The sequence below is a fragment of the Bosea beijingensis genome (assembly GCF_030758975.1).
In the GTDB taxonomy this organism is placed as follows: domain Bacteria; phylum Pseudomonadota; class Alphaproteobacteria; order Rhizobiales; family Beijerinckiaceae; genus Allobosea; species Allobosea beijingensis.
In genome coordinates, this window is sequence record NZ_CP132359.1 from 573,728 (window position 1) to 598,088 (window position 24,361).

General features: G+C 67.5%; 27 protein-coding genes. 16 read left to right on the plus strand and 11 right to left on the minus strand.

Annotated elements, in window-relative coordinates:
- The first annotated feature begins 17 nt into the window (after positions 1–17).
- The 3 genes from Q9235_RS02880 to Q9235_RS02890 all read left to right on the plus strand — a co-directional run bounded on the left by Q9235_RS02880 (position 18) and on the right by Q9235_RS02890 (position 2,968).
- Entirely contained in the window at positions 18–809 is a 792-nt protein-coding gene (locus Q9235_RS02880) for an inositol monophosphatase family protein (RefSeq protein WP_306225291.1), read from the plus strand.
- Positions 810–908: 99 nt separating this feature from the next.
- Positions 909–1,919, plus strand: a complete 1,011-nt coding sequence (locus tag Q9235_RS02885; RefSeq protein WP_306225292.1) for a flagellar motor protein MotA — start codon at positions 909–911, stop codon at positions 1,917–1,919.
- Positions 1,920–1,948: 29 nt separating this feature from the next.
- Positions 1,949–2,968: a peptidoglycan -binding protein gene (locus tag Q9235_RS02890; RefSeq protein ID WP_306225293.1), complete on the plus strand. Its 1,020-nt coding sequence runs from the start codon at positions 1,949–1,951 to the stop codon at positions 2,966–2,968.
- 17 nt (positions 2,969–2,985) lie between these two features.
- Here the strand turns inward: Q9235_RS02890 and Q9235_RS02895 are convergent, their stop codons facing one another.
- Positions 2,986–3,444 (minus strand): MarR family winged helix-turn-helix transcriptional regulator, encoded by a 459-nt coding sequence (locus Q9235_RS02895; RefSeq protein ID WP_306225294.1) that lies wholly within the window; start codon positions 3,442–3,444, stop codon positions 2,986–2,988.
- A 112-nt stretch (positions 3,445–3,556) separates the two neighbouring features.
- On the opposite strand from Q9235_RS02895, the gene Q9235_RS02900 reads away from it, so the two are divergent.
- Entirely contained in the window at positions 3,557–4,933 is a 1,377-nt protein-coding gene (locus tag Q9235_RS02900) for an MATE family efflux transporter (protein WP_306225295.1), read from the plus strand.
- Between the two features lie 98 nt (positions 4,934–5,031).
- On the opposite strand, the gene Q9235_RS02905 is transcribed toward Q9235_RS02900, so the two are convergent.
- Entirely contained in the window at positions 5,032–6,828 is a 1,797-nt protein-coding gene (locus tag Q9235_RS02905) for an ABC transporter transmembrane domain-containing protein (RefSeq protein ID WP_422678343.1), read from the minus strand.
- 250 nt (positions 6,829–7,078) lie between these two features.
- On the opposite strand from Q9235_RS02905, the gene rpmE reads away from it, so the two are divergent.
- Positions 7,079–7,315, plus strand: a complete 237-nt coding sequence (gene rpmE / locus Q9235_RS02910; protein ID WP_199091846.1) for a 50S ribosomal protein L31 — start codon at positions 7,079–7,081, stop codon at positions 7,313–7,315.
- 121 nt (positions 7,316–7,436) lie between these two features.
- On the opposite strand, the gene rcdA is transcribed toward rpmE, so the two are convergent.
- Together rcdA and Q9235_RS02920 are read right to left on the minus strand one after the other, a co-directional pair.
- The gene (gene rcdA, locus Q9235_RS02915) at positions 7,437–7,967 is read right to left on the minus strand and encodes a protease adaptor protein RcdA (RefSeq protein WP_306225297.1); all 531 of its coding nucleotides are present in this window, start codon (positions 7,965–7,967) and stop codon (positions 7,437–7,439) included.
- A gap of 358 nt (positions 7,968–8,325) precedes the next feature.
- The gene (locus Q9235_RS02920) at positions 8,326–8,526 is read right to left on the minus strand and encodes a DUF1192 domain-containing protein (protein ID WP_306225298.1); all 201 of its coding nucleotides are present in this window, start codon (positions 8,524–8,526) and stop codon (positions 8,326–8,328) included.
- 153 nt (positions 8,527–8,679) lie between these two features.
- Between Q9235_RS02920 and Q9235_RS02925 the strand changes: the two genes are divergently transcribed.
- From Q9235_RS02925 to Q9235_RS02935, 3 genes are all read left to right on the plus strand, one after another.
- Positions 8,680–9,678 carry an NAD(P)H-quinone oxidoreductase gene (locus Q9235_RS02925; RefSeq protein ID WP_306225299.1) on the plus strand — a complete coding sequence of 333 codons (999 nt, stop codon included), beginning with the start codon at positions 8,680–8,682 and terminating at the stop codon, positions 9,676–9,678.
- A gap of 193 nt (positions 9,679–9,871) precedes the next feature.
- Positions 9,872–10,600 (plus strand): DUF1013 domain-containing protein, encoded by a 729-nt coding sequence (locus Q9235_RS02930; protein ID WP_306225300.1) that lies wholly within the window; start codon positions 9,872–9,874, stop codon positions 10,598–10,600.
- Between the two features lie 24 nt (positions 10,601–10,624).
- Complete coding sequence (locus tag Q9235_RS02935; RefSeq protein ID WP_306225301.1) at positions 10,625–11,515, plus strand: MBL fold metallo-hydrolase; 891 nt, start codon at positions 10,625–10,627, stop codon at positions 11,513–11,515.
- Between the two features lie 21 nt (positions 11,516–11,536).
- Here Q9235_RS02935 and Q9235_RS02940 read toward each other — a convergent pair whose 3' ends face one another.
- On the minus strand, positions 11,537–13,471 hold the full coding sequence (locus Q9235_RS02940; protein WP_306225302.1) for a propionyl-CoA synthetase: 1,935 nt from the start codon (positions 13,469–13,471) through the stop codon (positions 11,537–11,539).
- Between the two features lie 173 nt (positions 13,472–13,644).
- On the opposite strand from Q9235_RS02940, the gene Q9235_RS02945 reads away from it, so the two are divergent.
- Positions 13,645–14,409, plus strand: coding sequence for a sulfite exporter TauE/SafE family protein (locus Q9235_RS02945; RefSeq protein ID WP_306225303.1), 765 nt, complete (start codon positions 13,645–13,647; stop codon positions 14,407–14,409).
- Positions 14,410–14,507: 98 nt separating this feature from the next.
- The gene (locus Q9235_RS02950; RefSeq protein ID WP_306225304.1) at positions 14,508–16,136 is read left to right on the plus strand and encodes an acyl-CoA synthetase; all 1,629 of its coding nucleotides are present in this window, start codon (positions 14,508–14,510) and stop codon (positions 16,134–16,136) included.
- Positions 16,137–16,280: 144 nt separating this feature from the next.
- Here Q9235_RS02950 and Q9235_RS02955 read toward each other — a convergent pair whose 3' ends face one another.
- From Q9235_RS02955 to Q9235_RS02965, 3 genes are all read right to left on the minus strand, one after another.
- On the minus strand, positions 16,281–16,787 hold the full coding sequence (locus tag Q9235_RS02955; RefSeq protein WP_306225305.1) for a YidB family protein: 507 nt from the start codon (positions 16,785–16,787) through the stop codon (positions 16,281–16,283).
- An 80-nt stretch (positions 16,788–16,867) separates the two neighbouring features.
- Entirely contained in the window at positions 16,868–17,128 is a 261-nt protein-coding gene (locus Q9235_RS02960) for a GlsB/YeaQ/YmgE family stress response membrane protein (protein ID WP_306225306.1), read from the minus strand.
- 182 nt (positions 17,129–17,310) lie between these two features.
- Positions 17,311–17,499, minus strand: a complete 189-nt coding sequence (locus Q9235_RS02965; RefSeq protein WP_306225307.1) for a YdcH family protein — start codon at positions 17,497–17,499, stop codon at positions 17,311–17,313.
- Positions 17,500–17,729: 230 nt separating this feature from the next.
- On the opposite strand from Q9235_RS02965, the gene Q9235_RS02970 reads away from it, so the two are divergent.
- The 5 genes from Q9235_RS02970 to Q9235_RS02990 all read left to right on the plus strand — a co-directional run bounded on the left by Q9235_RS02970 (position 17,730) and on the right by Q9235_RS02990 (position 21,151).
- On the plus strand, positions 17,730–17,948 hold the full coding sequence (locus Q9235_RS02970) for a YdcH family protein (RefSeq protein WP_047580734.1): 219 nt from the start codon (positions 17,730–17,732) through the stop codon (positions 17,946–17,948).
- Between the two features lie 99 nt (positions 17,949–18,047).
- On the plus strand, positions 18,048–18,548 hold the full coding sequence (gene purE, locus Q9235_RS02975; protein ID WP_306225308.1) for a 5-(carboxyamino)imidazole ribonucleotide mutase: 501 nt from the start codon (positions 18,048–18,050) through the stop codon (positions 18,546–18,548).
- The gene (locus Q9235_RS02980) at positions 18,545–19,651 is read left to right on the plus strand and encodes a 5-(carboxyamino)imidazole ribonucleotide synthase (protein WP_306225309.1); all 1,107 of its coding nucleotides are present in this window, start codon (positions 18,545–18,547) and stop codon (positions 19,649–19,651) included. The genes purE and Q9235_RS02980 overlap by 4 nt, the downstream gene beginning before the upstream one ends.
- 170 nt (positions 19,652–19,821) lie before the next feature.
- Positions 19,822–20,055: a 30S ribosomal protein S21 gene (rpsU, locus tag Q9235_RS02985; RefSeq protein ID WP_047579559.1), complete on the plus strand. Its 234-nt coding sequence runs from the start codon at positions 19,822–19,824 to the stop codon at positions 20,053–20,055.
- Between the two features lie 241 nt (positions 20,056–20,296).
- Positions 20,297–21,151: a tetratricopeptide repeat protein gene (locus tag Q9235_RS02990; RefSeq protein WP_306225310.1), complete on the plus strand. Its 855-nt coding sequence runs from the start codon at positions 20,297–20,299 to the stop codon at positions 21,149–21,151.
- An 18-nt stretch (positions 21,152–21,169) separates the two neighbouring features.
- Here the strand turns inward: Q9235_RS02990 and Q9235_RS02995 are convergent, their stop codons facing one another.
- Complete coding sequence (locus tag Q9235_RS02995) at positions 21,170–22,033, minus strand: alpha/beta hydrolase (RefSeq protein ID WP_306225311.1); 864 nt, start codon at positions 22,031–22,033, stop codon at positions 21,170–21,172.
- Between the two features lie 152 nt (positions 22,034–22,185).
- Between Q9235_RS02995 and Q9235_RS03000 the strand changes: the two genes are divergently transcribed.
- Positions 22,186–22,449, plus strand: coding sequence for a PilZ domain-containing protein (locus Q9235_RS03000; protein WP_173044386.1), 264 nt, complete (start codon positions 22,186–22,188; stop codon positions 22,447–22,449).
- A gap of 138 nt (positions 22,450–22,587) precedes the next feature.
- On the opposite strand, the gene Q9235_RS03005 is transcribed toward Q9235_RS03000, so the two are convergent.
- Entirely contained in the window at positions 22,588–22,872 is a 285-nt protein-coding gene (locus Q9235_RS03005) for an aa3-type cytochrome c oxidase subunit IV (RefSeq protein ID WP_306225312.1), read from the minus strand.
- Positions 22,873–22,986: 114 nt separating this feature from the next.
- Positions 22,987–24,354 carry an ABC1 kinase family protein gene (locus Q9235_RS03010; protein ID WP_306225313.1) on the minus strand — a complete coding sequence of 456 codons (1,368 nt, stop codon included), beginning with the start codon at positions 24,352–24,354 and terminating at the stop codon, positions 22,987–22,989.
- Positions 24,355–24,361: the final 7 nt, after the last annotated feature.

Here is a 24,361-nt window from a genome sequence, read left to right on the forward strand (position 1 = left end):
CGCGCAAGAGGTTTCCGATGATCCGCTCCCCCCTGATGACCGTGATGACCGACGCCGTGATGAAGGCGTCCCGTTCGCTGAAGCGCGATTTCGGCGAGGTCGAGAACCTGCAGGTCCTCGCCAAGGGCCCGGGCGATTTCGTCTCCAAGGCTGACCACAAGGCCGAGGAGATCCTGCGCGAGGCGCTGGAGAAGGCCCGCCCCGGCTATGGCTTCGTCATGGAGGAGAGCGGCGTCGTCCACGGCACCGACGAGAGCAACCGCTGGCATATCGACCCGCTCGACGGCACCCATAACTTCCTGCGCGGCATCCCGCATTGGAACATCTCGGTCGCGCTGGAGCGCGACAACCAGTTCATCGCCGGCGTGATCTACGACGCTGCCAAGGACGAGATGTTCATGGCAGAGAAGGGCAAGGGTGCCTTCGTCAACAACCGCCGCCTGCGCGTCTCCGGCCGCAACGAGCCCGCCGACATGCTGATCGGCACCGGCATCCCGCATATCGGCAAGGGCGGCCATGGCCAGTTCCTGCGCGAGCTCGCCGCCGTGATGCCGCGCTTCGCCAATGTCCGCCGCATGGGCTCGGCCGCGCTCGACATCGCCTATGTCGCGGCCGGCCGCATGGACGCCTATTGGGAGCGCGGCCTCAACACCTGGGATTTCGCGGCCGGCGCGGTGCTGATCCGCGAGGCCGGCGGCACCTTCGGCACGCTCGACGGCAAGCCCATGACCAGCGCGAAGGACATCATCTGCGGCAACGAGGCCGGTGAGCGCGCGCTGAGCGCCGCATTGAAGACCGCGGCGGCCTGAAATCCAAGAGCCACCAAACTGTTGCTCTTTCGTGCTTGATCCCGGCGGCGTGGGAGGCGACAGTCCTCCCCGCACTCCGAGGCGAACGGAAGACGACGCATGGCGACTGAGGATTTCGCGGCCGAGCCGGCAACGGCCGCAAGCGTGCGGACGCAAGTCCGCTTCTCCAGGCCGCTCCGTTACGTCGTTCGCGCGGTCCTGTTCCTCGCCCTGATCGGCTTCCTCGGCTACATCCTGCAGCGCGGGCTGGTCGACGCCTTCATGACCAATCCCGGTCTGAACGGCCTCATCCTGGGCGCCCTGCTCGTCGGCTGCCTGATCGCATTGCGCGAGCTCTGGCGCCTCCATAGCGAGGCGCGCGCCGCGACCAACCTCGCGCTGGACCCCGCATCGGCCGAACTCCGCCGCGGCCAGATCATCGCCCCGATGGGCTCGGTCCTGCCGGCGCTGGAGCGCGGTACGCTGGCACCGGCCCAGGCCGTCTCCGTGCTCGAATCGATCGCGGTCCGGCTGGACGACGGCCGCGAAGTGCTGCGCTATCTCGGTGGCCTGCTCGTCTTCCTCGGCCTGCTCGGCACCTTCTGGGGCCTGCTCGACACGGTCGGCTCGGTCGGCGGCGTCATCAAGTCGCTGCGCACCGGTGCCGAGGCCGGCGTGCTCTTCGACGAACTCAAGGCCGGCCTCTCCGCCCCGCTCGCCGGCATGGGCCTGTCCTTCTCGTCCTCGCTCTTCGGCATCGCCGGCTCGCTGATTCTCGGTTTCCTCGACCTGCAGGTCGGGCAGGCGCAGCGCCGCTTCCGCAACGAGGTCGAAAGCTGGCTCGGCAGCCGCACCGGCGCGCCCGAGGCGCCCGCCGCGCTGCTTGGCGTCGGCAACCCGCTCGCCGACCGCTTCGAGCAGCTCAGCGCCGCCATGGCCGACGGCGCCTCCAACAACCGCGCCGCGACGCAGGCCCTCTCCAATCTCGCGGAAGGCATCCAGGGCCTCGTCCAGCACATGCGCTCCGAGCAGCAGATGATCCGCGACTGGGTCGAGGCGCAGGCCGCCCGCGAAAAGGACCTGAAGCGCCTGATCGACCGCCTCACCGCCGACCAGGTCACCGAGCCATGATGCTTTCGGACAAGGCAGGACGCTGACGGATGGCCCTCTCCCGCGCCCATCGCCGCGAGGAAACGAACTTCTGGCCCGGATTCGTCGATGCGCTATCGACGATGCTGATCGGCATCGTCTTCCTGCTCACCGTCTTCGTGCTCGGCCAGTTCTTCCTCTCGCAGGAACTGACCGGCAAGGACACGGCGCTGGAGCGTCTCAACAAGCAGATTTCCGAACTGACCGACCTGCTCGCCCTGGAGCGCTCCTCCAACCGGCAGGCGCAGGAAAGCCTCCAGCTCATGCAGTCGACATTGGCGCAGGCGCAGGGCGATCGCACCCGCCTTCAGGGCCTGATCGACACGCAAGCCGGCAGCAATGCCGGCGCCCAGCTCGCCGAATCGCAGAAGGCTCTCGACGCCGAGAAGCAGCTCTCCGCCCGCGCCCAGGCGACGGTCGATCTCGTCAACCAACAGATCCAGGCCATGCGCCGCCAGCTCGCCGCGCTGGAAGAGGCGCTCGCCGCTTCTGAGGCCAAGGACAAGGATTCGCAGGCCCGCATCTCCGAGCTCGGCTCGCGCCTCAACGTCGCCTTGGCCCAGCGCGTGCAGGAACTCGCCCGCTACCGCTCCGACTTCTTCGGCCGCCTGCGTCAGGTGCTCGGCACGCGGCCCGATATCCGCGTCGTTGGCGACCGCTTCGTCTTCCAGTCCGAGGTCTTCTTCGATGCCGGGCAGGCCGTGCTGAAACCGGAAGGCAAGGGCGAGCTCGACAAGCTCGCGACCATCCTGCTCGATCTCGGCAACGAGATGCCGCCGGACCTGCCCTGGATCCTGCGCGTCGACGGCCATACCGACAACCGCCCGATCAAGACCGCGCAGTTCCCCTCGAACTGGCATCTCTCCTCGGCCCGCGCCATCGCCGTGGTTGAGTACCTGATCTCGCGCAGCCTGCCGACCGACCGCGTCGCCGCGACCGGCTTCGGCGAATACCAGCCCCTCGACGTCGCCAATACCGACGAGGCCCACCGCCGCAACCGCCGTATCGAGTTCAAGATCACGGAGCGGTGAGAAGCGCGCAGCGGCGTCTATCCGTGGACGCCGCGCTCGCCGGTCCGGACGACGACCTGCCGCAGCGTATCGCGTAATTCGGCCGCTGCCTGCGTTCCGAAAGACGTCTCGAACTCGGCCTGGGCCTCGCGCCACCGTATCGCGGCGGCAGCGAGCTTGGTCTCGCCGGCCGGGGTCAGCCGCAGACTGCGCGTGCGCCCGTCCGGCCCCGGCGCGATCTCCAGAAAGCCATCGCGCTCCAGTGGCCGCAACGCCCGCCCCAATGTTGTCCGATCCATGACCATCGCGCGGGCGAGCGCGCCGATCGCCATCGGTCCGCCACGGCCCAACGCCGAGAGGATCGAGTATTGCGAGGCGCGCAGGCCTTCCGCCGCGAGATGCGCCTCGTAGATCTGGCTGACATGGCGCGCAGCCTGGCGAAGCGCCAGACAGTTGCACGGCGTCAGCGGGCTTTCCGGCTGCAGCAGTTTTTGCATGGCATCCATTCCGGTCACGGGCCGCCCGTTTGGCAAACGGCACTTGGAATTATGTGCATATGCGCGTATCGGTCGGAATAGCAAGTGCATATGCACTCTTTTGGAGACGACGATGGACGCGCGCACCAGACTCCTTCTGGAAGCTCCGGTAGGACCGACGATCGTCCGCCTCGCCCTGCCGAATGTTGCCGTTATGGTCGTGCAGGCCTCGATCGGCCTCATCGAAACCTATTTCGTCGCCAAGCTCGGCATCGACGCGCTGACCGGCATGGCGCTGGTCTTCCCCCTCCTGATGCTGCTGCAGATGGTCTCCGCCGGCGCGATGGGCGGCGGCATTCTGTCCGCGATCGCGCGGGCGCTGGGCTCAGGCCGGCGCGAGGAAGCCAATGGACTGGTCTGGCATGCGGTCGCCATCACCGTCCTGCTCGGTGCTGCGGTCACCGTCGCAGCGTTGCTCTTCGCACCGCGCCTGTTCGCCGCGATGGGCGGGAGAGAGGGTTCGCTGGCTGCGGCGGTCCTCTACGCCAACCTTGTCTTCGCCGGCGCCATTCCGATCTGGCTGTTCAACTCGCTCGCAGCAGTGATCCGCGGCACCGGCAATATGTTCTTCCCGGCGGCCGTCATCATCGTCGGCGCCTTCGTGCTGATCCCGCTCTCGCCGATGCTTATTTTCGGCTATGGCCCGCTGCCGCATCTCGGCGTAGCCGGCGGCGCCCTCGCCATCCTGATCTATTACAGCGTGGGAACGGTCGTGTTCGCCGCCCATATCTGGTCCGGGCGCGGCGTGCTCAAGCCATCGATGCTACCACCACGCCTGTCCTGGCCGCCTTTGCGGGATATCCTGCGCGTCGGCGCCCTCTCCTCGCTCGTCAGCGTCTCGACCAACCTGACCGTCGCGATGGCGACCGGCCTCGCCGGCCTGCTGGGCCCGGCTGCGGCAGCCGGCTACGGCACCGGTGCTCGCCTGGAATACCTCCTCGTCCCGCTGGTCTTCGGCCTTGGCGCACCCACGGCGGCCATGGTCGGCACCTGCATCGGCGCCGGCAAACGCGAGCGGGCGCTGCAAGTCGCCTGGACCGGCGCCATTATCGCCGGCCTGCTGACCGAAGCTATCGGCATCGCGGCCGCGGCCATGCCCTCTGCCTGGCTTTCGCTCTTCGGCGATGATCCGCAGATGATCGCGGTCGGGTCGGACTATCTGCGCATCGTCGGCCCGGCCTATGGCTTCTTCGGCTTCGGCCTGACGCTCTACTTCGCCTCGCAGGGTGCGGGCCGCGTCGGCTGGCCCGTCATGGCCGCGGCGCTGCGGGTCGCAATCGCAGCGGGCGGGGGCTGGCTCGCGGTTATTGTCCTTGGCCACGGCAACGGGCTCTTCGTCGCGCTGGCGGCCGCACTGGTGACCTATGGCATCGCCAACGGCATCATCGTTGCCAGCGGCTTGTGGTTCCGGGTTCCGCGCCTGCGCGTCGCCGCGAGCCAGCCGACCTAGAGCATCGGCCCGAAAAGTGGAGCGCGGTTTTCGGGGAAAGCCGATGTAGGATCAAAGAGCTGGAACATCGGACTGAATACGATACTCAGTCCGATTCTCTACGCCGCCTCCAGCCCGAACTGCAGCGCCGCCAGCCGTGCATAGAGCCCGCCGCGCGCCTTGAGCTCGGCATGGCTGCCCTCCTCGACGATGCGCCCGTCCTCCATGACGAGGATGCGGTCGGCCGAGAGGATGGTCGCCAGCCGATGTGCCACCACCAGCGTGGTCCGGCCCTGCATCAGCCGGTCGAGCGCGTCCTGCACCGCCCGCTCGCTTTCCGAATCGAGTGCGGAGGTCGCTTCGTCGAGCAGCAGGATCGGCGCGTCCTTGAGGATCGCCCGCGCGATCGCGAGGCGCTGGCGCTGCCCGCCCGAGAGCGTCACGCCGCGCTCGCCGACGACTGTCTCGTAGCCCTCCGGCAGAGCGCGGATGAATTCGTCCGCCGCCGCGAGTCTTGCGGCAGCCTCGATCTCGTCCTGCGAGGCGCCAGGCCGGCCATAGGCGATATTGTCGCGCACCGAGACGCCGAACACGGTGGGCTCCTGCGGCACCAGCGCGAAACGCTCGCGCCAGACCTCCGGATCGGCCTCCGGCCCCGCGACGCCGTCGACGACGACGCGCCCGTCCTGCGGATCGTAGAAACGCAGCGCCAGTTGCAGCACGGTGCTCTTGCCGGCTCCTGACGGGCCGACCAGCGCGATTCGCTCGCCCGGCCGGACCGAGAAGTTCAGATTGGACAATGCCGGACCGACGCGGCCGGGATAGCTGAAGGAGACGTTCTCGAAGGCGAGCTCGCCGAGCGACGGGGCCGGCATCGCCTTGGGATGCGGCGGCGCGGCGATGGCCGGCTTCAGGGCCAGGATCTCGCCGAGCCGGCTGGAGGCGCCTGCGGCGGCGCTGATATCACCGTAGACCTCGGAGAGCTGGCCGAGCGAGCTCGCCGCCAGCACGGCGTAGAGGATGAACTGCGACAGCCGCCCGCCGCTCATCCGGCCGTCGAACACCTCGGTCGCTCCAACCCAGAGCACGCAGACCACGCTGGCGCTGACCAGGAAGATCGCGACGCCCGAGAGCAGTGCGCGCGAGGCAGTGGCCTCTCGCGAAGCTGAGTAGGCGTCGTCGGACGCGCCCTCGAAGCGCGCCGAGGTCTGGCCGGCGGCGCCGAAGGACTGCATCGTGCGGATCGCGCCGACCGCCTCGGCCGCGAAGGCGGAGGCATCGGCCAGCCGGTCCTGCGCCGCCCGCGAGCGCCGCCGGACCGAGCGCCCGGACAGCACCAGCGGGATCACGATCAGCGGGATGACGCCGATGACGATCGCGGAGAGCCGCGGGCTCGTCGCCACCATCATCGCGAGCGCGCCCAGCGCCATGATGGCGTTGCGCAGCGCGATCGACGCGGTCGAGGCGAAGGTCGACTTGATCTGCGTGGTATCTGCGGTGAGCCGCGAGACGAGATCGCCCGCCCGGCTCGAATCGAAGAAGGCCGGCTCCAGCCGCGTCAGATGGCGGAAGACGTCGGAGCGCAGCGAGGCGACGATGCGCTCGCCCACCGTCATCACGAGATAGAACCGCGCCGAGCTCGCCAGCGCCAGCACGCCGACCACGCCGATCAGCAGGATGAAGTAACTGTCGGCAAGCTGCCGTTCCCCGCCGGCGAAACCGACATCGATGACGCGCCGAACCGCCAGCGGCAGCGCCAGCGTCGCCAGCGAGGCGACGACCAGCGCGACCAGCGCCAGCGCGATCCGGCGCTTCTGCGCCCGCGCATAGGGCCAGAAGGTCGCGAGCGAGCGGAAATCGGGCCGGGCCTTCCTGTCGTTCTTGTCAGCTTCGGCCACGCACTGGCACTCCTGCATCGCGCGCACGCATGGCACGCGCTCTTTCGAATACGATCAAATCGGCCCCGGTGAAGCCGATCGGGACGGGCTTGGCAAACGACGCAACGCCGCAGGGGCAGCCTCGAAAGGCGCGTTGTGCTTGCGCTGAGGCGCCGGCTGCGATATGTGCACGCGACTTCACGACAGGCTCATCCGAATTCTTTCGACGGGCCGGGCAGGCTCGCCTGCTTGTCGATGCGCCCGTTTTTGTAGCTCCGAGGACTTCGTAATGGCCAAGGCCGGCATCCACCCCGATTATCACACCATCAAGGTCGTCATGACCGATGGCACCGAATATGCCACCCGCTCGACCTACGGCAAGGAAGGCGACACGCTGAACCTTGACATCGACCCCAAGACCCACCCGGCCTGGACCGGCGGCACCCAGCACATGCTGGACCGCGGCGGCCGCGTCTCGCGCTTCAACTCGCGCTTCAGCGGCATCGGCGCCATCGGCAAGAAGTGATGCTGCGGCGCTCCGGCGCCGCCGTCATTGATCTCGAACAAAAAACCCGGCCTCGCGGCCGGGTTTTTTGTTTTGGCATGATCGGATCGCGGCACCCGCAGGCACCGCGCACCTGAAATCCTCAGCGCCCGAAGCCGAGACGCGCTTCCAGGCTCGCGAGCTGGTTCAAGACGGGATTCATGCTCGCGCGGACCGGGGCCGCGCCCGACATCTGGCCCTCGAGATGGCGGATGCGCTCCTGCAACCGGAAGGAATGCGCCATCAGGTCGCGCAACCGTTCCGGCAATTGCGCCACGACATGCTCGGCCGGCGGCGGCATCGGATCGCCCATCTTGACCTTGTTATGCTCGGTGCGGGCCTGCTCGGCGGTGAGTTCGCCCTCGGCGACGGCCCGCTGCACCAGGAGCCAGGAAGCGATCTGCATCAGCCGCGTCGTCAGGCGCATGCTCTCGGTGGCATAGGTCAGCGAGGCCTCGCGCGGCAGCGCGGCGGCATCCTTGCGCCCGTCCCCGTCGAGATAGCTTGCCGTCTGCTCGACCAGTCCCATTCCCTCGCGAAACAGCAGCATGAAGGCCTCTGAGCGCACGAAACCGCGTGCAAAGGAAATCGCGCCCTCTTCCGTCTGCGGATCGAGCAACTGGGCGTCGTTCATTGGTGTCTCCCATCGGCACAAACCCGTGCGCCTATGGAACGCGTCACGGATATGGTCACCGATGTCGCAAGGATAGCGCCGATCGTGGTTTCCGGCGTCGGTAAGGTGCCATTAACCTTAACGAGGCTAAACCGCTGTGGCGACAACAAGGCAGGCGGCTCCACAAGATTGAACCGACCAGCCGACGCAAGGGAACGCGCAGGCAAAAAAAGAGCCGCCAAAGGCGGCTCGAAGGTCAACAGGGAGGCGTCAAACAGAGTGGGCAGGAGCCACTCGACATCCAGACAAACTGGATGATGCGATTCATACTTTGGAATCATTAACGCCCGGTAAACGGGCGTTTCTTTTTGACGCTTTTTCAGGCGGGCTTGCGGAAGAACGCATCCGCTGCCGAGCGTGAGGCGTCCTTGCGCGATCGCGTCTCGATCAGGCGCTCGATCTCGGCCTTGAGCGCAGCGATGCGCTCGTCGATCTCGCCCAGCGACAGCGTCGACAGGTCCTGCCCGATCTCATGCACGCTCTTCGGCTTGGGGCGGTCGTCCTCCGGGAATATCGACATGGCGGCCTCGCATCTGCTCAAACTGCGCGCGGCACGCTAGAGCATTGCGCGAAAAAGTGGGAACCGGTTTTTCGCTGGTAGCAATGCTCCAGGCGAGCACTACGCTTCGACCGCAGTCACGCTGCGACGCACCAATGCAAGAGGACGACGGCCATGACCACCCTTCCCGAGACGATGACGGCGATCGGCATGTCGGCGCCCGGCGGCCCCGAGGTGCTCAGGCCGGAAACGCGCCCTGTGCCGAAGCCCGGCCCCGGCCAGATGCTCGTCGCCATCGCGGCGGCCGGCGTGAACCGCCCCGACGTCCTGCAGCGCCAGGGCGGCTATAACCCGCCGCCCGGTGCTTCCGACATTCCCGGTCTCGAATTCGCCGGCACGGTCGTGGCGCAGGGCGAAGGCGCCAACCGCTTCGCGGTGGGCTCGACCGTCTGTGCCCTCGTGGCCGGTGGCGGCTACGCGGAATATGCCGTGGTCGACGAACGCAACGCCCTGCCCGCGCCCAAGGGCCTCACGCTGACCGAGGCCGGCGGGATCCCCGAGACCTTCTTCACGGTCTGGACCAATGTCTTCCAGCGTGGCCGCCTGCAGGCCGGTGAAACCTTCCTCGTCCATGGCGGCTCCTCCGGCATCGGCACCACGGCTATCCAGCTCGCCAAGGCCTTCGGCGCGACCGTCATCGCCACCGCCGGCTCCGATGACAAATGCGCAGCCTGCATCGAACTCGGCGCCGATCACGCCATCAACTATCGCACCGAGGATTTCGTCGCGGCGGGCAAGGCCATGACCGGCGGGCGCGGCACTGACCTGATCCTCGACATGGTCGGCGGCGACTATATCGACCGCAATTACGAGCTGGCGGCCGATCAGGGCCGCATCGTCCAGATCGCCTTCCTCAACGGCCCGAAGGCGACGGTCAATTTCAGCCGCCTGATGCTGAAGCGCCTGACGCATACCGGCTCGACCCTGCGCCCACGCACAGTGCCGGAAAAAGCCGCCATCGCCGCGGAGCTGCACGCCAAGGTCTGGCCGCTGCTGGAGGCCGGACGCTGCAAGCCGCTGATCCACGCGACCTTCCCACTGGCGCGGGCCGCGGAAGCCCATCGCCTGATGGAATCCAGCACCCATATCGGCAAGATCGTGCTGACGGTCTGACCGGCTGCGATCACGTTGCTTTTCATGGACACTTGCCCCGCCCTCGCCTATAAGGCGCGCCATCCTGCTCATCGTCGATGATTTGGATGGCCGGCCGGGGAGGCCGGTCGGCGCATGAGAGCTATTGTCCGCGACCCTGCCTTTTGAGAGCCCCCTGCGAGCGGCGGCGCGAAGGCGAACAGGAGACCATCCCGTGTCACAAACCCCGCTGATGCCCAAGGCCACCGCGGTCTGGCTGGTCGAGAACACCTCGCTGACGTTCGAGCAGATCGCCGAGTTCTGCAAGCTGCACCCGCTCGAGGTGCGCGGCATCGCGGACGGCGAAGTCGCCGCCGGCATCAAGGGCCTCGACCCGATCACCTCCGGCCAACTCACCCGCGAGGAACTGGAGCGCGCGGCCAAGAACCCGAGCCATCACCTCAAGCTCGCCGAGCGCAAGGTGAAGGTGCCGGAGATCAAGCGCACCAAGGGTCCGCGCTACACCCCGGTCTCGAAGCGTCAGGACCGGCCGAACGCCATCCTGTGGCTGCTGCGCAATCATCCCGAGCTCAAGGACGCGCAGGTCATCCGCCTGATCGGCACGACCAAGTCGACCATCGCGCAGATCCGCGACCGCACTCACTGGAACGCCCAGTCGCTGACCCCGATCGACCCCGTCAGCCTCGGCCTGTGCTCGCAGATCGATCTCGACTTCGAAGTCGGCCGCGCCGCCAAGGACCGCCCGGCCGCGCTGGCCGAGGCCGGCTCGACCCTGCTCACGGTGGAAGAGGCGATCGCTCCGGAGCCGAAGCCCAGCGAGAGCCAGCCCTTCGCCGACATGAGCCGACCGAAGCGCGAGGAGGAAGCGGCTATCGACGTCGATTCCGTCTTCGCCAAGCTGAAGCAGCTCAAGCGCCCGGCCGACGAAGAAGACGACGAGTAAGACTTCACGGGACGGACACTGCGCATGTCGAGCATGGATGGCCTCGCCTTCACCTTCCTCGGCACCGGCGCACCGCCCGTCAGCCTGCGCCGCGCCGGTCCCTCGCATCTCGTCGAGGCGGCCGGCCGCAAGCTGCTGATCGATTGCGGCTCCGGCGTCAGCCAGCGCCTGGTCGCCGCCGGCGCGCGCGGCGCCGATATCGACGCCCTGATCGTCACGCATGAACATTCCGACCATCTGGTCGATTTCTACCAGCTCGTGGTCTCCTCCTGGCATCAGGGTCGCGCCAAACCCTGGCGCGTGCTCGCTCCGGCGCCCGCTCTCGCCAATCTCCGCGCGCAATATACCGCCTTCGAGCGCGAGCGGGCCTTGCGCATCGCCTTCGAGAAGCGGCCCGATGCGACGGGCCTTGAGGTCATCTTCGAGGAATTGCATGAAGGCCCGGTCTCAGGCCTCGGCGCACTCTCGGTCGAGGCTTTCCTGGTCGACCACCGCCCGGTCGAGCCGGCCTTCGGCCTGACTCTGTCGCATGGCGGCACTCGCGTCGTCTTCTCGGGCGACACGCGCCTGACGCCGTCGCTGGAGGCGCAAGCCAACGGGTGCGACCTGCTGGTTTGCGAGGTCTTCATCGCCAGCCAGATGCCCGTCGTCGCGGGTGTCCGCTCGGCCGAGACCGTCGCGGCCGTCGAGAGCTACCACATGACGCCTGCAGTCGTGGCAGGGCTCGCAACGCGAACCGGCGCGAAGGCGCTGGCACTGACCCATCTGGTCCCGCCGAACGCCGACACCACCGCGCTCGCCCGCGAGGTCCGGGCGGCAGGCTATGCCGGCGCCCTGCTGGTCGGCGAAGACCTGATGCGCCTCGCCGTGCCGGAGCGGCTCCTGAGCTGGAACGGCGCGACGATCGCCTACTAGCTCGCCCGCGCAGGATCGGCCCTACCCGAGTCCCCTGCCCTTCAGCGCGGTGCCGATCTCGCCGAGCACGGCGATATCCTCGATCGTCGCCGGCACGGCATAATCCTCGCCATCGGCGATCTTCTTCATGGTGGCCCGCAGGATCTTGCCGGAGCGCGTCTTCGGCAATCGCGCGACCGTCAGCGCCAGCTTGAAGGCCGCGACCGGCCCGATGCGCTCGCGCACCAATGCGACGAGCTCCTTCTCGACCTGCTCGGGCGACACCGTCGCACCGGCCTTCAGCACGACGAAACCGCAAGGCTGCTCGCCCTTGAGCGCGTCGCGGATGCCGACGACCGCGCATTCCGCTACGGCCGGATGCGCCGCCAGCACCTCCTCCATGCCACCGGTCGAGAGCCGGTGGCCAGCGACATTGATGATGTCGTCAGTGCGGCCCATGATGAAGACATAGCCGTCCTCGTCGATGAAGCCGGCATCCGAGGTGTTGTAGTAGCCGGGATAGGTCGTCAGATACGCCTCCCTGAAGCGTGCATCGTCGTTCCAGAGTGTCGGCAGGGCGCCCGGCGGCAAGGGCAGCTTCAGCACGATCGCGCCCATCTTGCCGGGTTCGACCGGGCGCCCGCCCTCGTCGAGGCATTGGACATCCCAGCCCGGCAGCGGCACGGTCGGCGAGCCGTGCTTCACCGGCAGCAGGCCCAGCCCCATCGGGTCGCCGACGATCGGGGAGCCGCTCTCGGTCTGCCACCAATGGTCGATCACCGGCACCTTGAGCATCGCCTCGGCCCATTTCAGCGTCTCGGGATCGGCCCGCTCGCCGGCTAGGAACAGCGCCCTGAAGCGAGAGAGATCGTGCCCCGCGAGATATTTGCCGTCGGGGTCCTCCTTGCGGATGGCGCGGAAGGCGGTCGGCGCCGTGAACAGCACCTTCACGCCATGCTCGGCAATCACCCGCCAGAAGGCGCCGGGGTCGGGCGTACCGACCGGCTTGCCCTCGTAGAGCACGCTGGTCGCGCCCTGGATCAGCGGCGCGTAGACGATATAGCCGTGGCCGACGACCCAGCCGACATCGGAGGCACAGAACATCACTTCGCCCGGCCCGACGTCGAAGAGCTGGTCCATCGTCGCCTTGAGCACGACCATGTGCCCGCCATTGTCGCGCACCACGCCCTTCGGCCGCCCCGTCGTACCGGAGGTGTAGAGGATGTAGAGCGGGTCGGTCGCCGCGACCTCGACGCAATCCGCCTTGCGCCCGGCGGCCTTCGCAGCGGCCACCAGCGTGCGCCAGTTCCTGTCGCGGGTGACATGCATCGAGGCATCGACTTGGGGCCGTTGCAGCACGACGCAGGTCTGCGGCTTGTGCCTGGCCATCTCGATCGCCCCGTCGAGCAATGGCTTGTATTCGACGACGCGCGTCGGCTCGATGCCGCAGGTCGCGGTCAGGATGACCTTGGGCTCGGCATCGTCGATGCGCGTCGCCAGTTCCTTCGCAGCAAAGCCGCCGAACACCACCGAATGCACGGCGCCGATGCGGGCGCAGGCCAGCATGGCGAAGGCCGCCTCCGGCACCATCGGCATGTAGATCAGGACGCGATCACCCTTGCCGACGCCAAGCTCCTGCAGGACGGCGGCGAGCGTCGCCACCTCATCCAGCATCTGAGCATAAGTGTAGCTCGCCTTCGTCCCGGTGACCGGACTGTCATAGATCAGCGCGGCCTGGTCGCCGCGCCCGTCGCGGACATGCCGATCGAGCGCGTTGAAGCAGGTGTTGCAGGTCGCATCCGGGAACCAGCGGCCATAGATACCGGCAGCCGAATCGAACGCCTTCACCGGCGGCTTGATCCAGTCGATCGCCTTGGCCATGTCGAGCCAATAGGCATCCGGATCGGCCTGCCAGCTTGCATAGGTCTCGGCATAGCCTTGCGTCGGGTGGGCGGGCGCCGCATGGGGGCCATTCATCGCAAGCGTTCCTCTGTGCCGGGTTTCATCCTAAAGCCCCGCGGCGAGCCGGCGATGGCGGGGCTGATTTTGCGTGGAACCCTGCGCTCTTCCCCGCGCTCGGCGCAAGCTTGCGGCCTTAAGACTTTCGCCGATCCCGATCTGCATTTCCCGGCCCTGCGACGCAGTAGCACATGCCCTTCGACCTGCTCTTCTTCGCCGCCATGGTGCCGGCCGTCGTCCTGACCGGGCTGGCCAAGGGCGGCTTTTCCGGCATCGGCCTGCTCTCGCTGCCGCTGATGGCGCTGGTCGTCTCGCCGGTGACGGCAGCCGCGATCATGCTGCCGCTCCTGATCGCGCAGGATGTGGTCTCGGTCTGGTCCTACCGGCGCGATTTCGACCGCCGCAATCTTGCGACGCTGGCGCCGGGCGCACTGCTCGGCATCCTCGTCGGCTATCTGCTGGCGGCGAAGGTCTCGGACGCGGCCATCGTGCTCGCAGTCGGGCTGATCTCGGTCGGCTTTGCACTGCGCCGCATGCTGAGCGACGGCAAGAAACCTGCAATTGCCACGCAGGCGAACTGGAGCGCCGGCAGCCTCTGGGGCTTCCTTTGCGGCTTCACCAGCATGGTCGCCCATGCCGGCGGCCCGCCCTTCCAGATCTATGTCATGCCGCAGAAGCTGAAGCCCGCCGTCTTCGTCGGCACGGGCGCAGTCTTCTTCGCCGCGATGAACCTGGTGAAGCTCATCCCCTATCTCGCGCTCGGCCAGCTCAACGGCCAGAACCTGCTGGCTTCGGCCGCGCTGTTGCCCTTCGCCGTCGCAGCGACCTTCGCCGGGGTCTGGCTGGTCCGGCGCGTTCCGCCCGAGCGCTTCTATGGCATCGTCTACTGGCTCCTGCTGCTGGTCGGCACAAAGCTCGTCTACGACGGCCTGCAGGGCCTGCATCTCCTCGGCTGATCGGCCTCCGCGCGATTGCGCCGCATCGGAAAAAGGGATGGATTACCCCGGAGCGCGCCAGCCGCTAAGGCTTTCGGCGCTTGCGAGGAAGGCTCCCGATGACCCGTTCGGCCTATGACACCGATCTCGACCGCAACCCGGCGAATTATCAGCCGCTGACGCCGCTCGCCTTCCTCGAGCGCGCCGCCTCGGTCTTCCCCGACCGTACCGCGATCACCCACGGCCCGCTGCGCCGTACCTATGCCGAGTTCTACGCTCGCTCGCGCCGCCTTGCCTCGGCGCTGGCGAGGCACGGCATCGGCAAGAACGACACCGTCGCGGCCATGCTGCCGAACACCCCGGCCATGCTCGAATGCCATTACGGGGTGCCGATGGCCGGCGCCGTCCTGAACACGCTGAACACCCGCCTCGACGCCGCGATCATCGCCTTCTCGCTCGACCATGGCGGCGCCAAGGTGCTGATCACCGACCGCGAGTTCTCCGGGACGATCAAGGCGGCGCTCTCGCTCTGCAAGGCGAAGCCCATCGTCATCGATTACGACGACCCCGTCTATGACGGCCCCGGCGAGCGGCTGGGCGCGATCGAATACGAGGATTTCGTCGCGTCCGGCGATCCCGATTTCGACTGGCCGATGCCCTCGGACGAATGGGACGCGATCGCGCTGAACTACACCTCCGGCACGACGGGCGATCCCAAGGGCGTGGTCTATCACCACCGCGGCGCCAACCTGCTCGCGACCTCGAACGTCATCACCGGCAATCTCGGCCGCCATCCGGTCTATCTCTGGACGCTGCCGATGTTCCACTGCAACGGCTGGTGCTTCCCCTGGACGATCTCCATCGTCGCCGGCACCCATGTCTGCCTGCGTCAGGTCCGCGCCAAGGCGATGTACGATGCGCTGGCCGACCATGGCGTGACCCATCTCTGCGGCGCGCCGATCGTGATGTCGACGCTGCTGAACGCTCCGGCCGAGGAGCGCCGCGACTTCCCGCAGACGGTCTCCTTCTTCACAGCCGCCGCCCCGCCGCCCGAGGCGGTGCTCGCCGGCATGAAGCAGGCCGGCTTCGAGGTGACGCATCTATATGGGCTGACCGAGTGCTACGGCCCTTCCGTCGTCAACGACTGGAACGACGACTGGAATGCCCTCTCGCCGGCGGAACAGGCCGCCAAGAAGGCTCGCCAGGGCGTGCGCTATCCCGCGCTCGAAGGGCTCGACGTGCTCGATCCCGAGACGATGCAGCCCGTCCCGCGCGACGGCCAGACGCTGGGCGAGGTGATGATGCGCGGCAATGTCGTGATGAAGGGCTATCTCGGCAACCGGAAATCCACCGAGGCCGCCTTTGCCGGCGGCTGGTTCCACACCGGCGATCTCGGCGTGCGCTACCCGGACGGCTATATCCAGCTCAAGGACCGCTCGAAGGACATCATCATCTCCGGCGGCGAGAACATCTCCTCGATCGAGGTCGAGGATGCGCTCTACAAGCATCCGGCCGTGCAGGCGGCTGCCGTGGTCGCCCGCCCCGACGAGAAATGGGGCGAGACGCCCTGCGCCTTCATCGAACTGAAGCCGGGCAAGTCCGCGACGGAAGCGGAGATCATCGCCTGGTGCCGCGAGCATCTCGCCGCGTTCAAGTGCCCGCGTACCATCGTCTTCGCCGAGGTCCCGAAGACCTCGACCGGCAAGATCCAGAAATTTCGTCTGCGCGAGATGGCGCGGGCGTTGTAGGCCAACCAGCGCGGCCACGGCATCCCACAGCCGTCATGCTCGCCCTTGTCGCGAGCATCCATGTCTTGAACACGACCTTGGACCAGCGAAGACGTGGATGGTCGGGACAAGCCCGACCATGACGTGGAGCGTTGCGAAACGCCCTCAAGCCCCGGCGCGGTCGATTCGCCCGTTCGGCGTGAAGCGGTCGACGGCTTCCGGCAGAACCTGCGACAGCCGGTCCAGCAATTCGTCCCGCGACAGGCCCGTCCGGGTTGCGATCGCATCGATCACCTGCGGGCCGAGCGCCTGTTCGAGATCGTTGGGCGCCACGTCCTGATTGGGTCCTTGCTGCACCCAGGAATCGACCTTCTCGCCCTGCCCCGCTTGCCTGAACCGGTCGGAAAGCTCGCCGAGCCCGCCATTCAACAAACCACCGATGCCGCCGGCGCCGAGCAGGCCACCGAGGCCCCCGAGCAGCCCACCGCCATCGTTCTGCGGTGCAGTGCCCGCCTGGCCCGGCTGCGGGGCCGGCACTTGCCCCGGCTCCGGCTGCCCGCGCCCGCCGAGCCATTCCGAAATCTTGTCGCGGTTCTGGTAGCCGGCGACGGCAAGAAGCCCGAGAAGGGCGGTCAGGGACGGAAAACCGCTGCTGCTGTTGTCGTCACTCACGGCAGTCACTCCATGTGGGAGAAAACATCGTCCCGTAGCCGTGCCGCGACTTCGGGAGCTCCGATGCGGGGAGGTCGAATTCAGGCGGCGCGGTTGCGGCCGTTGATCGCGCCCCAGACGACCAGCACGATGATGGCGCCGACAACCGCGCCGATCAGTCCGGCGCCCTCGCCCGGCGCGTACCAGCCGAGCGACTGGCCGAGCCAGGTCGCAACGAAGGCGCCGATGATGCCGAGGATCGTGGTCAGGATGAAACCGGCCGGCTCGTTCGAGCCCGGCGTGATGAACTTGGCGATGACGCCGGCGATAAAACCGATGATGACGGTCCAGATGAAGCCCATGGCTGCCTCCCCTCGCGATGCGCGCCCGGCCTCAACCGGTCATCGCGGCAGAAGTTCCCGCCGATTTGTGTCAATCCGTTGACGGAGCCCGCTTCTGCCTGCCACCAACGAAAAACCGGCCCTTTCGGGCCGGTTCATCCGTAACCTTCACTGGGGTCTGCGGGCCTTCTGGCCCGCGGGGCTCAGTGCAAGGTTCGCTCCGGCATTGTCGTCCGTACGCGTTCGATCTCATCCTTCAGTTGCAATTTCTTCCGCTTCAGCTCTGCGAGGCTGAGGTCACTCGAAGACGGGCTCGCCACAGCCTGGGCGATAGCGTCTTCAAGTTGACGGTGCTTGCGCTCGAGTTCCGCAAGACGGGTCTGCAACGACATCTGGATCCTCCTGATGAGCGGTTGACACAACCAATCTGACATAGAGCCGGCTTCACGTCTTCCCTGTGCCGTCACACGGCATTCATGAGATTCTGTGATCGTCACCGATCCGTTTCCGGAAAGCCGTGAATAGATGGCTTCCCCATGCCTTCAGCCGCCTCGCCCGCACTTGCGGTACGTGGGGCGGCACGCGCATAGTCGCTCCCGATCAAGGCAATGATGAGATGCCCATGGGATTCGAGCTCAGCCCCGAAGAGGTCGAGACCTTCACCTCCGAACTCGCGCGGCTGCGCGAGGAGCATCGCGATCTCGACAGCGCCATCGACGCCCTGGAGCGCGTCGGCTCGATCAATCAGGTTCAGGTCCAGCGCCTGAAGAAGCGCAAGCTGTACCTCAAGGACCGTATCTCGCAGATCGAAGATGCGCTTACCCCCGATATCATTGCCTGACAAAGCGGATTCCGGTCGCGCCGCGCCGATTCGCCCTTGCTTCCCCGGCATCGCCCGGTCTAGATCGCGCGCTTCCGGAGCCGAGCCCGAGCGCATTCCATGGCAGCCAGCAGCCCCCCCGTCGCCATCATCATGGGCAGCCAGTCCGACTGGGCGACGATGCGTCATGCCGCCGAGGCGCTCGAATCGCTCGCCATCCCCTATGACGCCCGCATCGTCTCGGCCCACCGCACGCCGGAGCGGCTCTTCGACTTCGCCAGGGGCGCCAAGGCCGAAGGCTTCAAGGTCGTCATCGCCGGCGCCGGCGGCGCGGCGCATCTGCCGGGGATGACGGCATCGCTGACGCCGCTCCCGGTCTTCGGCGTCCCTGTCGAATCGAAGGCGCTCTCGGGCCAGGACAGCCTGCTCTCGATCGTGCAGATGCCGGCCGGCATTCCCGTCGGCACGCTCGCCATCGGCCGGGCCGGCGCGGTCAACGCCGCCCTGCTGGCCGCCGCTGTGCTCGCCCTATCCGATACCGGCCTGGCCGAGCGGCTCGACGCCTATCGCGCCCGCCAGAGCGCCGGCATCGCCGAGCGCCCCGACCGGGACGACGCATGAACCCGCCCGTTCCCACCGGCCTCGCGCCCGGCGCCATGCTCGGCATCCTCGGCGGCGGCCAGCTCGCCCGCATGATGGCGCTCGCCGCCGCCGATCTCGGCATCCGCTGCCATGTCTTTGCGCCCGAGGCCGATAGCCCGGCCTTCGACGTCGCGGCGCGCCACACCGTCGCGGAATACGAGGACGAGGAAGCGCTCGCCCGCTTCGCCGATGCCGTCGATGTGGTGACCTACGAATTCGAGAACGTGCCGGCCGCGACCGCCGCCTTCCTTGGTGCGCGCGTGCCGCTGCATCCGGGCGCCCGCGCCCTGGCGGTGACGCAGGATCGGCTGAGCGAAAAGCGCTTCGTTTCGGAGCTCGGCCTCGCCGTCGCGCCCTTCCGGGCGGTCGACACGCTGGCCGATCTCGAAGCCGCCGCCACCGAACTCGGCCGCCCCTCGGTGCTGAAGACCCGCCGCTTCGGCTATGACGGCAAGGGCCAGGTCAAGATCGCGGCGGGCAGCGACCTCGCCGAGGCCCATGAGGCGATCGGGCGCTTCCCCGCGATTCTCGAAGGCTTCGTCTCCTTCGTGCGCGAGGTCTCGGTCGTCGCGGCGCGTGGGCTCGACGGCTCCTTCGCCGCCTTCGACGTCTGCGAGAACGAGCACCGTGACCACATTCTCGCCTATACCCGCATTCCCGCGTCGCTCTCGGAAGGTGCGTCGCTGCAGGCGATCGACGCGGCCCGCCGCATCGGCGAAGCGCTCGGCTATGTCGGCGTCTTCGCGGTCGAGCTGTTCGTACTCGAGGCCGAGGGCGACCTCGCCGAGCGCGTCGTCGTCAACGAGATCGCCCCGCGCGTCCATAATTCCGGGCACTGGACCAGCGAGGGCGCCGACACCTCGCAGTTTCACCAGCATGTCCGCGCCGTCTGCGGCTTCCCGCTCGGCTCCACCGCGCGGCGCGGTCGCGTCGAGATGGAGAATCTGATCGGCGCGAGCGCGCTGCGCTGGCGCGAATTGCTGGCAGAGCCCGGTGCGCATCTGCATCTCTACGGCAAGCGCGACGCCCGCCCCGGCCGCAAGATGGGCCATGTCACCCGCGTCACGGACGAGCGCGCTTGAGCGCCCGGCCCGCCCTCATGTCCGAACTGCATGCGGCCCCGCATTTTCAAGGGATCGCGGCGTGGACATGCGAAATGAATTCTGCTATCCGCACCCATCTTCGCGCGGTGGGCTCTGCCTTGCCGCCAGCCCCCACTTCTGGCTCAACCCGTTAAGGACGGACGTTTAACGTGCAGGTTCTCGTTCGCGACAACAATGTCGATCAGGCGCTCCGCGCCCTCAAGAAGAAGATGCAGCGCGAGGGCATCTTCCGTGAGATGAAGCTTCGTGGTCACTACGAGAAGCCGTCCGAGAAGCGCGCCCGCGAGTCGGCCGAGGCCGTCCGCCGCGCCCGCAAGCTCCAGCGCAAGAAGCTCCAGCGCGAAGGCCTCCTGCCCGCGCCGGTGAAGCCCAAGCGTCCCTGATTCCCTTCGGGCGACCCATTGGGTCGCCAGGACAGGGCCGATAGCGTTTCGCGCCTGGAGCCCGCTCCGGGCGCGTTGTCATTTTGGCGGCGTTAACCAAGTTTTGGCGGGTTTCGGGCGTTGTCTCTCGCAGGGGCGCTGCGGTTGGGGAGCGCGATCACGCCGCGACGGCCGCAAGGCCGACATCTCCGGCAGTCGGGGAGATCGCGGCAGGCGAAGCACCAAACCGATGAGGCAGAGCATGATCCGAGGCAGTAACTGGTTGGCCGCAGCCGGCATGGCTCTGGCACTCGCGGGTTGCGACACCGTCTCCAATCTCGGCTCCCAACCCGCCGTCGCCGAGCTCGACACGCGCGACACCGCCGATGCCAGCGTCAATATCGGCTCGCTCAGCGACGTCATCTCGCGCAACCCGAACGATCCGGGAGCTTACAACACCCGCGGCGCGGCCTATGCCCGCGTCGGCCGCTTCTCGGATGCTATCGGGGATTTCACCAAGGCGGTGCAGCTCGATCCGAACCTCGCCTCGGCCTATACGAATCGCGGCCTGGCGCTGCGCCAGAGCGGCCGTGCCGATTCGGCGCTGGCCGATTTCAACCGCGCCACCACCGCCAACCCGAACTACGCACCGGCCTATATCGCCCGCGCCAACCTGCTGCGCCAGCAGGGCAACAGCCAGCAGGCGCTGGCCGATCTCAACACCGCGATCCGGCTCAATCCCGAATCGGCGGAAGCCTTCCATGCCCGCGGCCTCGTCTACCAGAAGGAAGGCCAGCACCAGCACGCCGTCACCGATTTCGACTCGGTGATCGACCGCAACCCCTACACCGCCCCGCCCTATATCGCGCGCGGCCAGAGCCTGAACGCGCTCGGCAAGTACGATTCGGCACAGGAAGACTTCACCGCCGCGCTCAATGTCGACAACCGCAATGCCGATGCCTGGGCCGGCCGCGGCTTCGCCTTCGAGAAGCTCGGCAAGAAGGCGGAAGCGCTGGAAGCCTATCAGCGCGCGCTCTCCATCGACGGCAACAACGCCCAGGCCCGTGCCGGCTCCTCGCGTCTCGGCGGCGGCGGCGGCGGCTTCTTCCGGAGCTGACCCGAAGAGCGCGTGCCGTCACGGACGCGCGCCCTCTCCGATCGTCAGGCTCTCAGCCCCCGCGATGCCGCCTGCTACGGCATCCACCAGGAAACGCCTGATCTCGCCGAGCGAGCCGTAGCGCGGCAAATCCGCATGCCGCCCCGCCGGAAAGCGCAGGAAACGCTTGGGCGCGTTCGCGAGATCATAGAGCTGCTGTCCCTGCGCGAAGGGGATGACCTGGTCGCGCTCGCCATGGAGCACCAGCAGCGGCGCCGTGATCCGGCCAATGACCGCGTCCGAGCGGAACTGATCCTTCATCACCAGGCTGAGCGGCAGATAGGGGTAGAGATCCTGCGCCACAGCCAGGGTCGAACGATAGGGCGCCTCCAGAACCACCGCCTGGAACGGCACCTCGGCTGCGAGCTTCAGCACCACGCCGGTCCCCAGCGACTCGCCATATCCGATCAGCCTGCCCGCGCCGAACCGCGCGGCGGCAGCGCCATAGGCGGCCCGCGCATCCTGCAGCAGCCCCTCTTCGCTCGGCAGGCCCGTGGAGCCGCCATAGCCGCGATAGCTGACGGCGAAGAGCCCGGTGCCGTCCTCGGTCAGGCCCCGGAAGCGCTCGATCCGCCCGGCCCGCCCGAGATTGCCGGCATTGCCGTGGAAATAGAGCACGACCGGCTTTCCGGCGCGCGGCGGCACCACCCAGGCCACGAGCCGCTCGCCATCGGCCGTGGTCACGCCGGTCTCCTCGGCAGCAGCGAGACCAGCCGAGCCGATCTCGGCCCGCTGGGGATCGCGCGGATACATCATCTCGCGCTGCCTGACATAGAGCGTCGCCAGCACGCCGAGATAGGCCAGGAGGCAAACCAGGACGAGAAGCTTGAGGATCCGATACATGCCGTCGTTTCGCCCGAGTCGCCCTGCAGCACCAGCGAGAACCGATTTCCGGGCCCGAAACGTCAGGTCCGGACAACTCTCGTGCCGCCTTTAAGCCGACCGAAAGCTCTTGCGCCAATCTTGGCCGCACAATGGCAGGGGAGAATGCACTGATGATGGCAGCGACAGAGCACAAGCACGTCGACCGTCCGGCGCGCTGGGAGTGTACGGCCGACATCACCGTGGTCGATCACGCCGGCCGCGAGCTCTTCGCCCGGCTCGGCAACATCTCGGATGCGGGCTTCATGGCCGAGGCGGAGGAAACGGTCCTCGTCGGCTCGATCGTGACCGTCGAATTGCCCGAGCGTGGCGAGGTGCGCGCCGAGGTTCGCTGGTCGAACGGCTGGCGCTTCGGCTGCCTGATTCTACCGGCCTGAGCCCGGCGGGCAAGCTGCAAAGCATCACGTCGACCGGCAGCGGCGAGCGCTGCCACGGCACCAAACGCGATTTCGCCCCGCGCCTTTCGGCCGGGGCGATAACGCATGGATATGCAGGGCCTGTGAGGCGCTAACCGGTCAGAGCAGTACCAGAGCCAGCAGCATCAGCACGAGCGAGACGAGCGGCGCGCGCCAGCCGATCGAGGGAGCAGCGATGCCGATGCCGGTGCCGAGAACCGCAAACAGCGTGCCGATCAGCGCCGTGCCCCACGCATGCTTGGTGCCGCCGACGGCGAGCGCAGCTACGATGGCGAGGCAGGCGACGGTTCCGACCTCGGAGAAATGAATGAAGCCGGTATAGGTCCGCTCATGCTCGGGATAGTCCATCGCGGGGGCTTCGGCGTGATGGGCGTGGTCGGCCATGGTCTCGATCCTGAAAAGACGAAGTCTCTGCAAGCCCTGTAGCGCACCCGCGCCGCACGGGCAACGCGGCAGCGTGCTGCAGCCGTGGAACGATGCGTCGCAATGGTGCCGGACTCAGCCCGTCTGCCTCAAACCCGTAGCCGCCAGCGCCGCGCCCTGCCGCACGGCGACACGCTCGACTGAGAATCCATCGATCTCCGCCTCGAACAACTGATGGAAGTTCAATTCGGCGTCGAGATGCAGGAAGACGCCGCCGAGCCCGATCGCGGCGCGATCCATGAACACGAATTCGCGCGGCACCGTCACCGGGCCCCGCGCCTTCAGGGCCTGATGCACCTGGAAGGCCTGCTTGCGGCCGTACTCGGCCGGGCTGACATCCTCGGCGATGCGCCTCACCCGGTCCTCCAATAACGGCCCGTAGATGAAGCGCGCCCAGATGTTCAGGGTATCGACGAGGCCCTTGGTCAGGCCCTTGAACCCCCAGGTCTCGTAGGCATGGACGACGCGGCCCTCCTCGCCATCGCGCAGGCCCTTGTAGAGATCGACCACCCCGCCGACGAAGCTTTCCGGGAAGATGCGGATGCAACCGTAATCGAGCAGGTTGATACCCTGAGGCTCGCCGCCCTCCGAGAACACCGTGTAGTTCCCGAGATGGGGATCGCCATGGATGACGCCGTGATGGCTGAACGGGCGCCACCACGCCTTGAACATCGCGGTCGAGATCCGGTCGCGTACCGCCTGCCCATCCTGCTTGTGCGAGAGGATCGGACTGCCTTCCAGCCAGTGCATGGTGAGAAGTCGCCCGGTCGACAAAGCCGGCTCCAGCGCCGGCACCCGCACCTCGGGTGTGTCCGACAGGATCGCCTGGTAGAGTGCGGCATGCTTCGCCTCGCGGCGATAGTCGAGCTCCTCGCGGACACGCGCGCCGATCTCCTTGGCGATCTCGGTCGTGTCGATCACCGCGCCCATGCGCCGGTGCAGCGAGAACAGCACCTCGAGCTGTGCGATATCGGCTTCCACCGCCGATTCCATGTCGGGATACTGCAACTTGCAGGCGAGCGCCGCGCCATCCAGCGTCGTCGCACGATGGACCTGCCCCAGCGAGGCCGCCGCCGCCGGCTTCAGGTCGAATTCGCCGAAGCGCTCGCGCCAGCCCGCGCCGAGCTCGGCCATCATCCGGCGCTTGACGAAGGCCGCGCCCATCGGCGGCGCCTGCGATTGCAGCTTCTGCAATTCGGCGGCGTATTCCGGCGGCACGACATCGGGAATGGTGGCGACGAGTTGCGCCACCTTCATGATCGGGCCCTTCAGCCCGCCCAGCGCCTTGGCCAGCGCCTCGGCATTGGTGGCGTCGCGTCCCTCGACGCCGAAGAGCCGCGCGCCCGCGATCCGCGCCGCCACCCCGCCCACATTGGCGCCGACGCGGGCATAGCGCGCCGCGCGGGCGGAGAATCGGTTGGCTTCGGCGTCGCGTTCGGACATGCGGATA

Bases quoted from the DNA above. Each gene is read 5' to 3' on its own strand.
- Q9235_RS02880 (WP_306225291.1), top strand. From the start codon at position 18: ATGATCCGCTCCCCCCTGATGACCGTGATGACCGACGCCGTGATGAAG.
- Q9235_RS02885 (WP_306225292.1), top strand. From the start codon at position 909: ATGGCGACTGAGGATTTCGCGGCCGAGCCGGCAACGGCCGCAAGCGTG.
- Q9235_RS02890 (WP_306225293.1), top strand. From the start codon at position 1,949: ATGGCCCTCTCCCGCGCCCATCGCCGCGAGGAAACGAACTTCTGGCCC.
- Q9235_RS02895 (WP_306225294.1), bottom strand. From the start codon at position 3,444: ATGCAAAAACTGCTGCAGCCGGAAAGCCCGCTGACGCCGTGCAACTGT.
- Q9235_RS02900 (WP_306225295.1), top strand. From the start codon at position 3,557: ATGGACGCGCGCACCAGACTCCTTCTGGAAGCTCCGGTAGGACCGACG.
- Q9235_RS02905 (WP_422678343.1), bottom strand. From the start codon at position 6,828: ATGCAGGAGTGCCAGTGCGTGGCCGAAGCTGACAAGAACGACAGGAAG.
- rpmE (WP_199091846.1), top strand. From the start codon at position 7,079: ATGGCCAAGGCCGGCATCCACCCCGATTATCACACCATCAAGGTCGTC.
- rcdA (WP_306225297.1), bottom strand. From the start codon at position 7,967: ATGAACGACGCCCAGTTGCTCGATCCGCAGACGGAAGAGGGCGCGATT.
- Q9235_RS02920 (WP_306225298.1), bottom strand. From the start codon at position 8,526: ATGTCGATATTCCCGGAGGACGACCGCCCCAAGCCGAAGAGCGTGCAT.
- Q9235_RS02925 (WP_306225299.1), top strand. From the start codon at position 8,680: ATGACCACCCTTCCCGAGACGATGACGGCGATCGGCATGTCGGCGCCC.
- Q9235_RS02935 (WP_306225301.1), top strand. From the start codon at position 10,625: ATGTCGAGCATGGATGGCCTCGCCTTCACCTTCCTCGGCACCGGCGCA.
- Q9235_RS02940 (WP_306225302.1), bottom strand. From the start codon at position 13,471: ATGAATGGCCCCCATGCGGCGCCCGCCCACCCGACGCAAGGCTATGCC.
- Q9235_RS02945 (WP_306225303.1), top strand. From the start codon at position 13,645: ATGCCCTTCGACCTGCTCTTCTTCGCCGCCATGGTGCCGGCCGTCGTC.
- Q9235_RS02950 (WP_306225304.1), top strand. From the start codon at position 14,508: ATGACCCGTTCGGCCTATGACACCGATCTCGACCGCAACCCGGCGAAT.
- Q9235_RS02960 (WP_306225306.1), bottom strand. From the start codon at position 17,128: ATGGGCTTCATCTGGACCGTCATCATCGGTTTTATCGCCGGCGTCATC.
- Q9235_RS02965 (WP_306225307.1), bottom strand. From the start codon at position 17,499: ATGTCGTTGCAGACCCGTCTTGCGGAACTCGAGCGCAAGCACCGTCAA.
- Q9235_RS02970 (WP_047580734.1), top strand. From the start codon at position 17,730: ATGGGATTCGAGCTCAGCCCCGAAGAGGTCGAGACCTTCACCTCCGAA.
- purE (WP_306225308.1), top strand. From the start codon at position 18,048: ATGGCAGCCAGCAGCCCCCCCGTCGCCATCATCATGGGCAGCCAGTCC.
- Q9235_RS02980 (WP_306225309.1), top strand. From the start codon at position 18,545: ATGAACCCGCCCGTTCCCACCGGCCTCGCGCCCGGCGCCATGCTCGGC.
- Q9235_RS02990 (WP_306225310.1), top strand. From the start codon at position 20,297: ATGATCCGAGGCAGTAACTGGTTGGCCGCAGCCGGCATGGCTCTGGCA.
- Q9235_RS02995 (WP_306225311.1), bottom strand. From the start codon at position 22,033: ATGTATCGGATCCTCAAGCTTCTCGTCCTGGTTTGCCTCCTGGCCTAT.
- Q9235_RS03000 (WP_173044386.1), top strand. From the start codon at position 22,186: ATGATGGCAGCGACAGAGCACAAGCACGTCGACCGTCCGGCGCGCTGG.
- Q9235_RS03005 (WP_306225312.1), bottom strand. From the start codon at position 22,872: ATGGCCGACCACGCCCATCACGCCGAAGCCCCCGCGATGGACTATCCC.
- Q9235_RS03010 (WP_306225313.1), bottom strand. From the start codon at position 24,354: ATGTCCGAACGCGACGCCGAAGCCAACCGATTCTCCGCCCGCGCGGCG.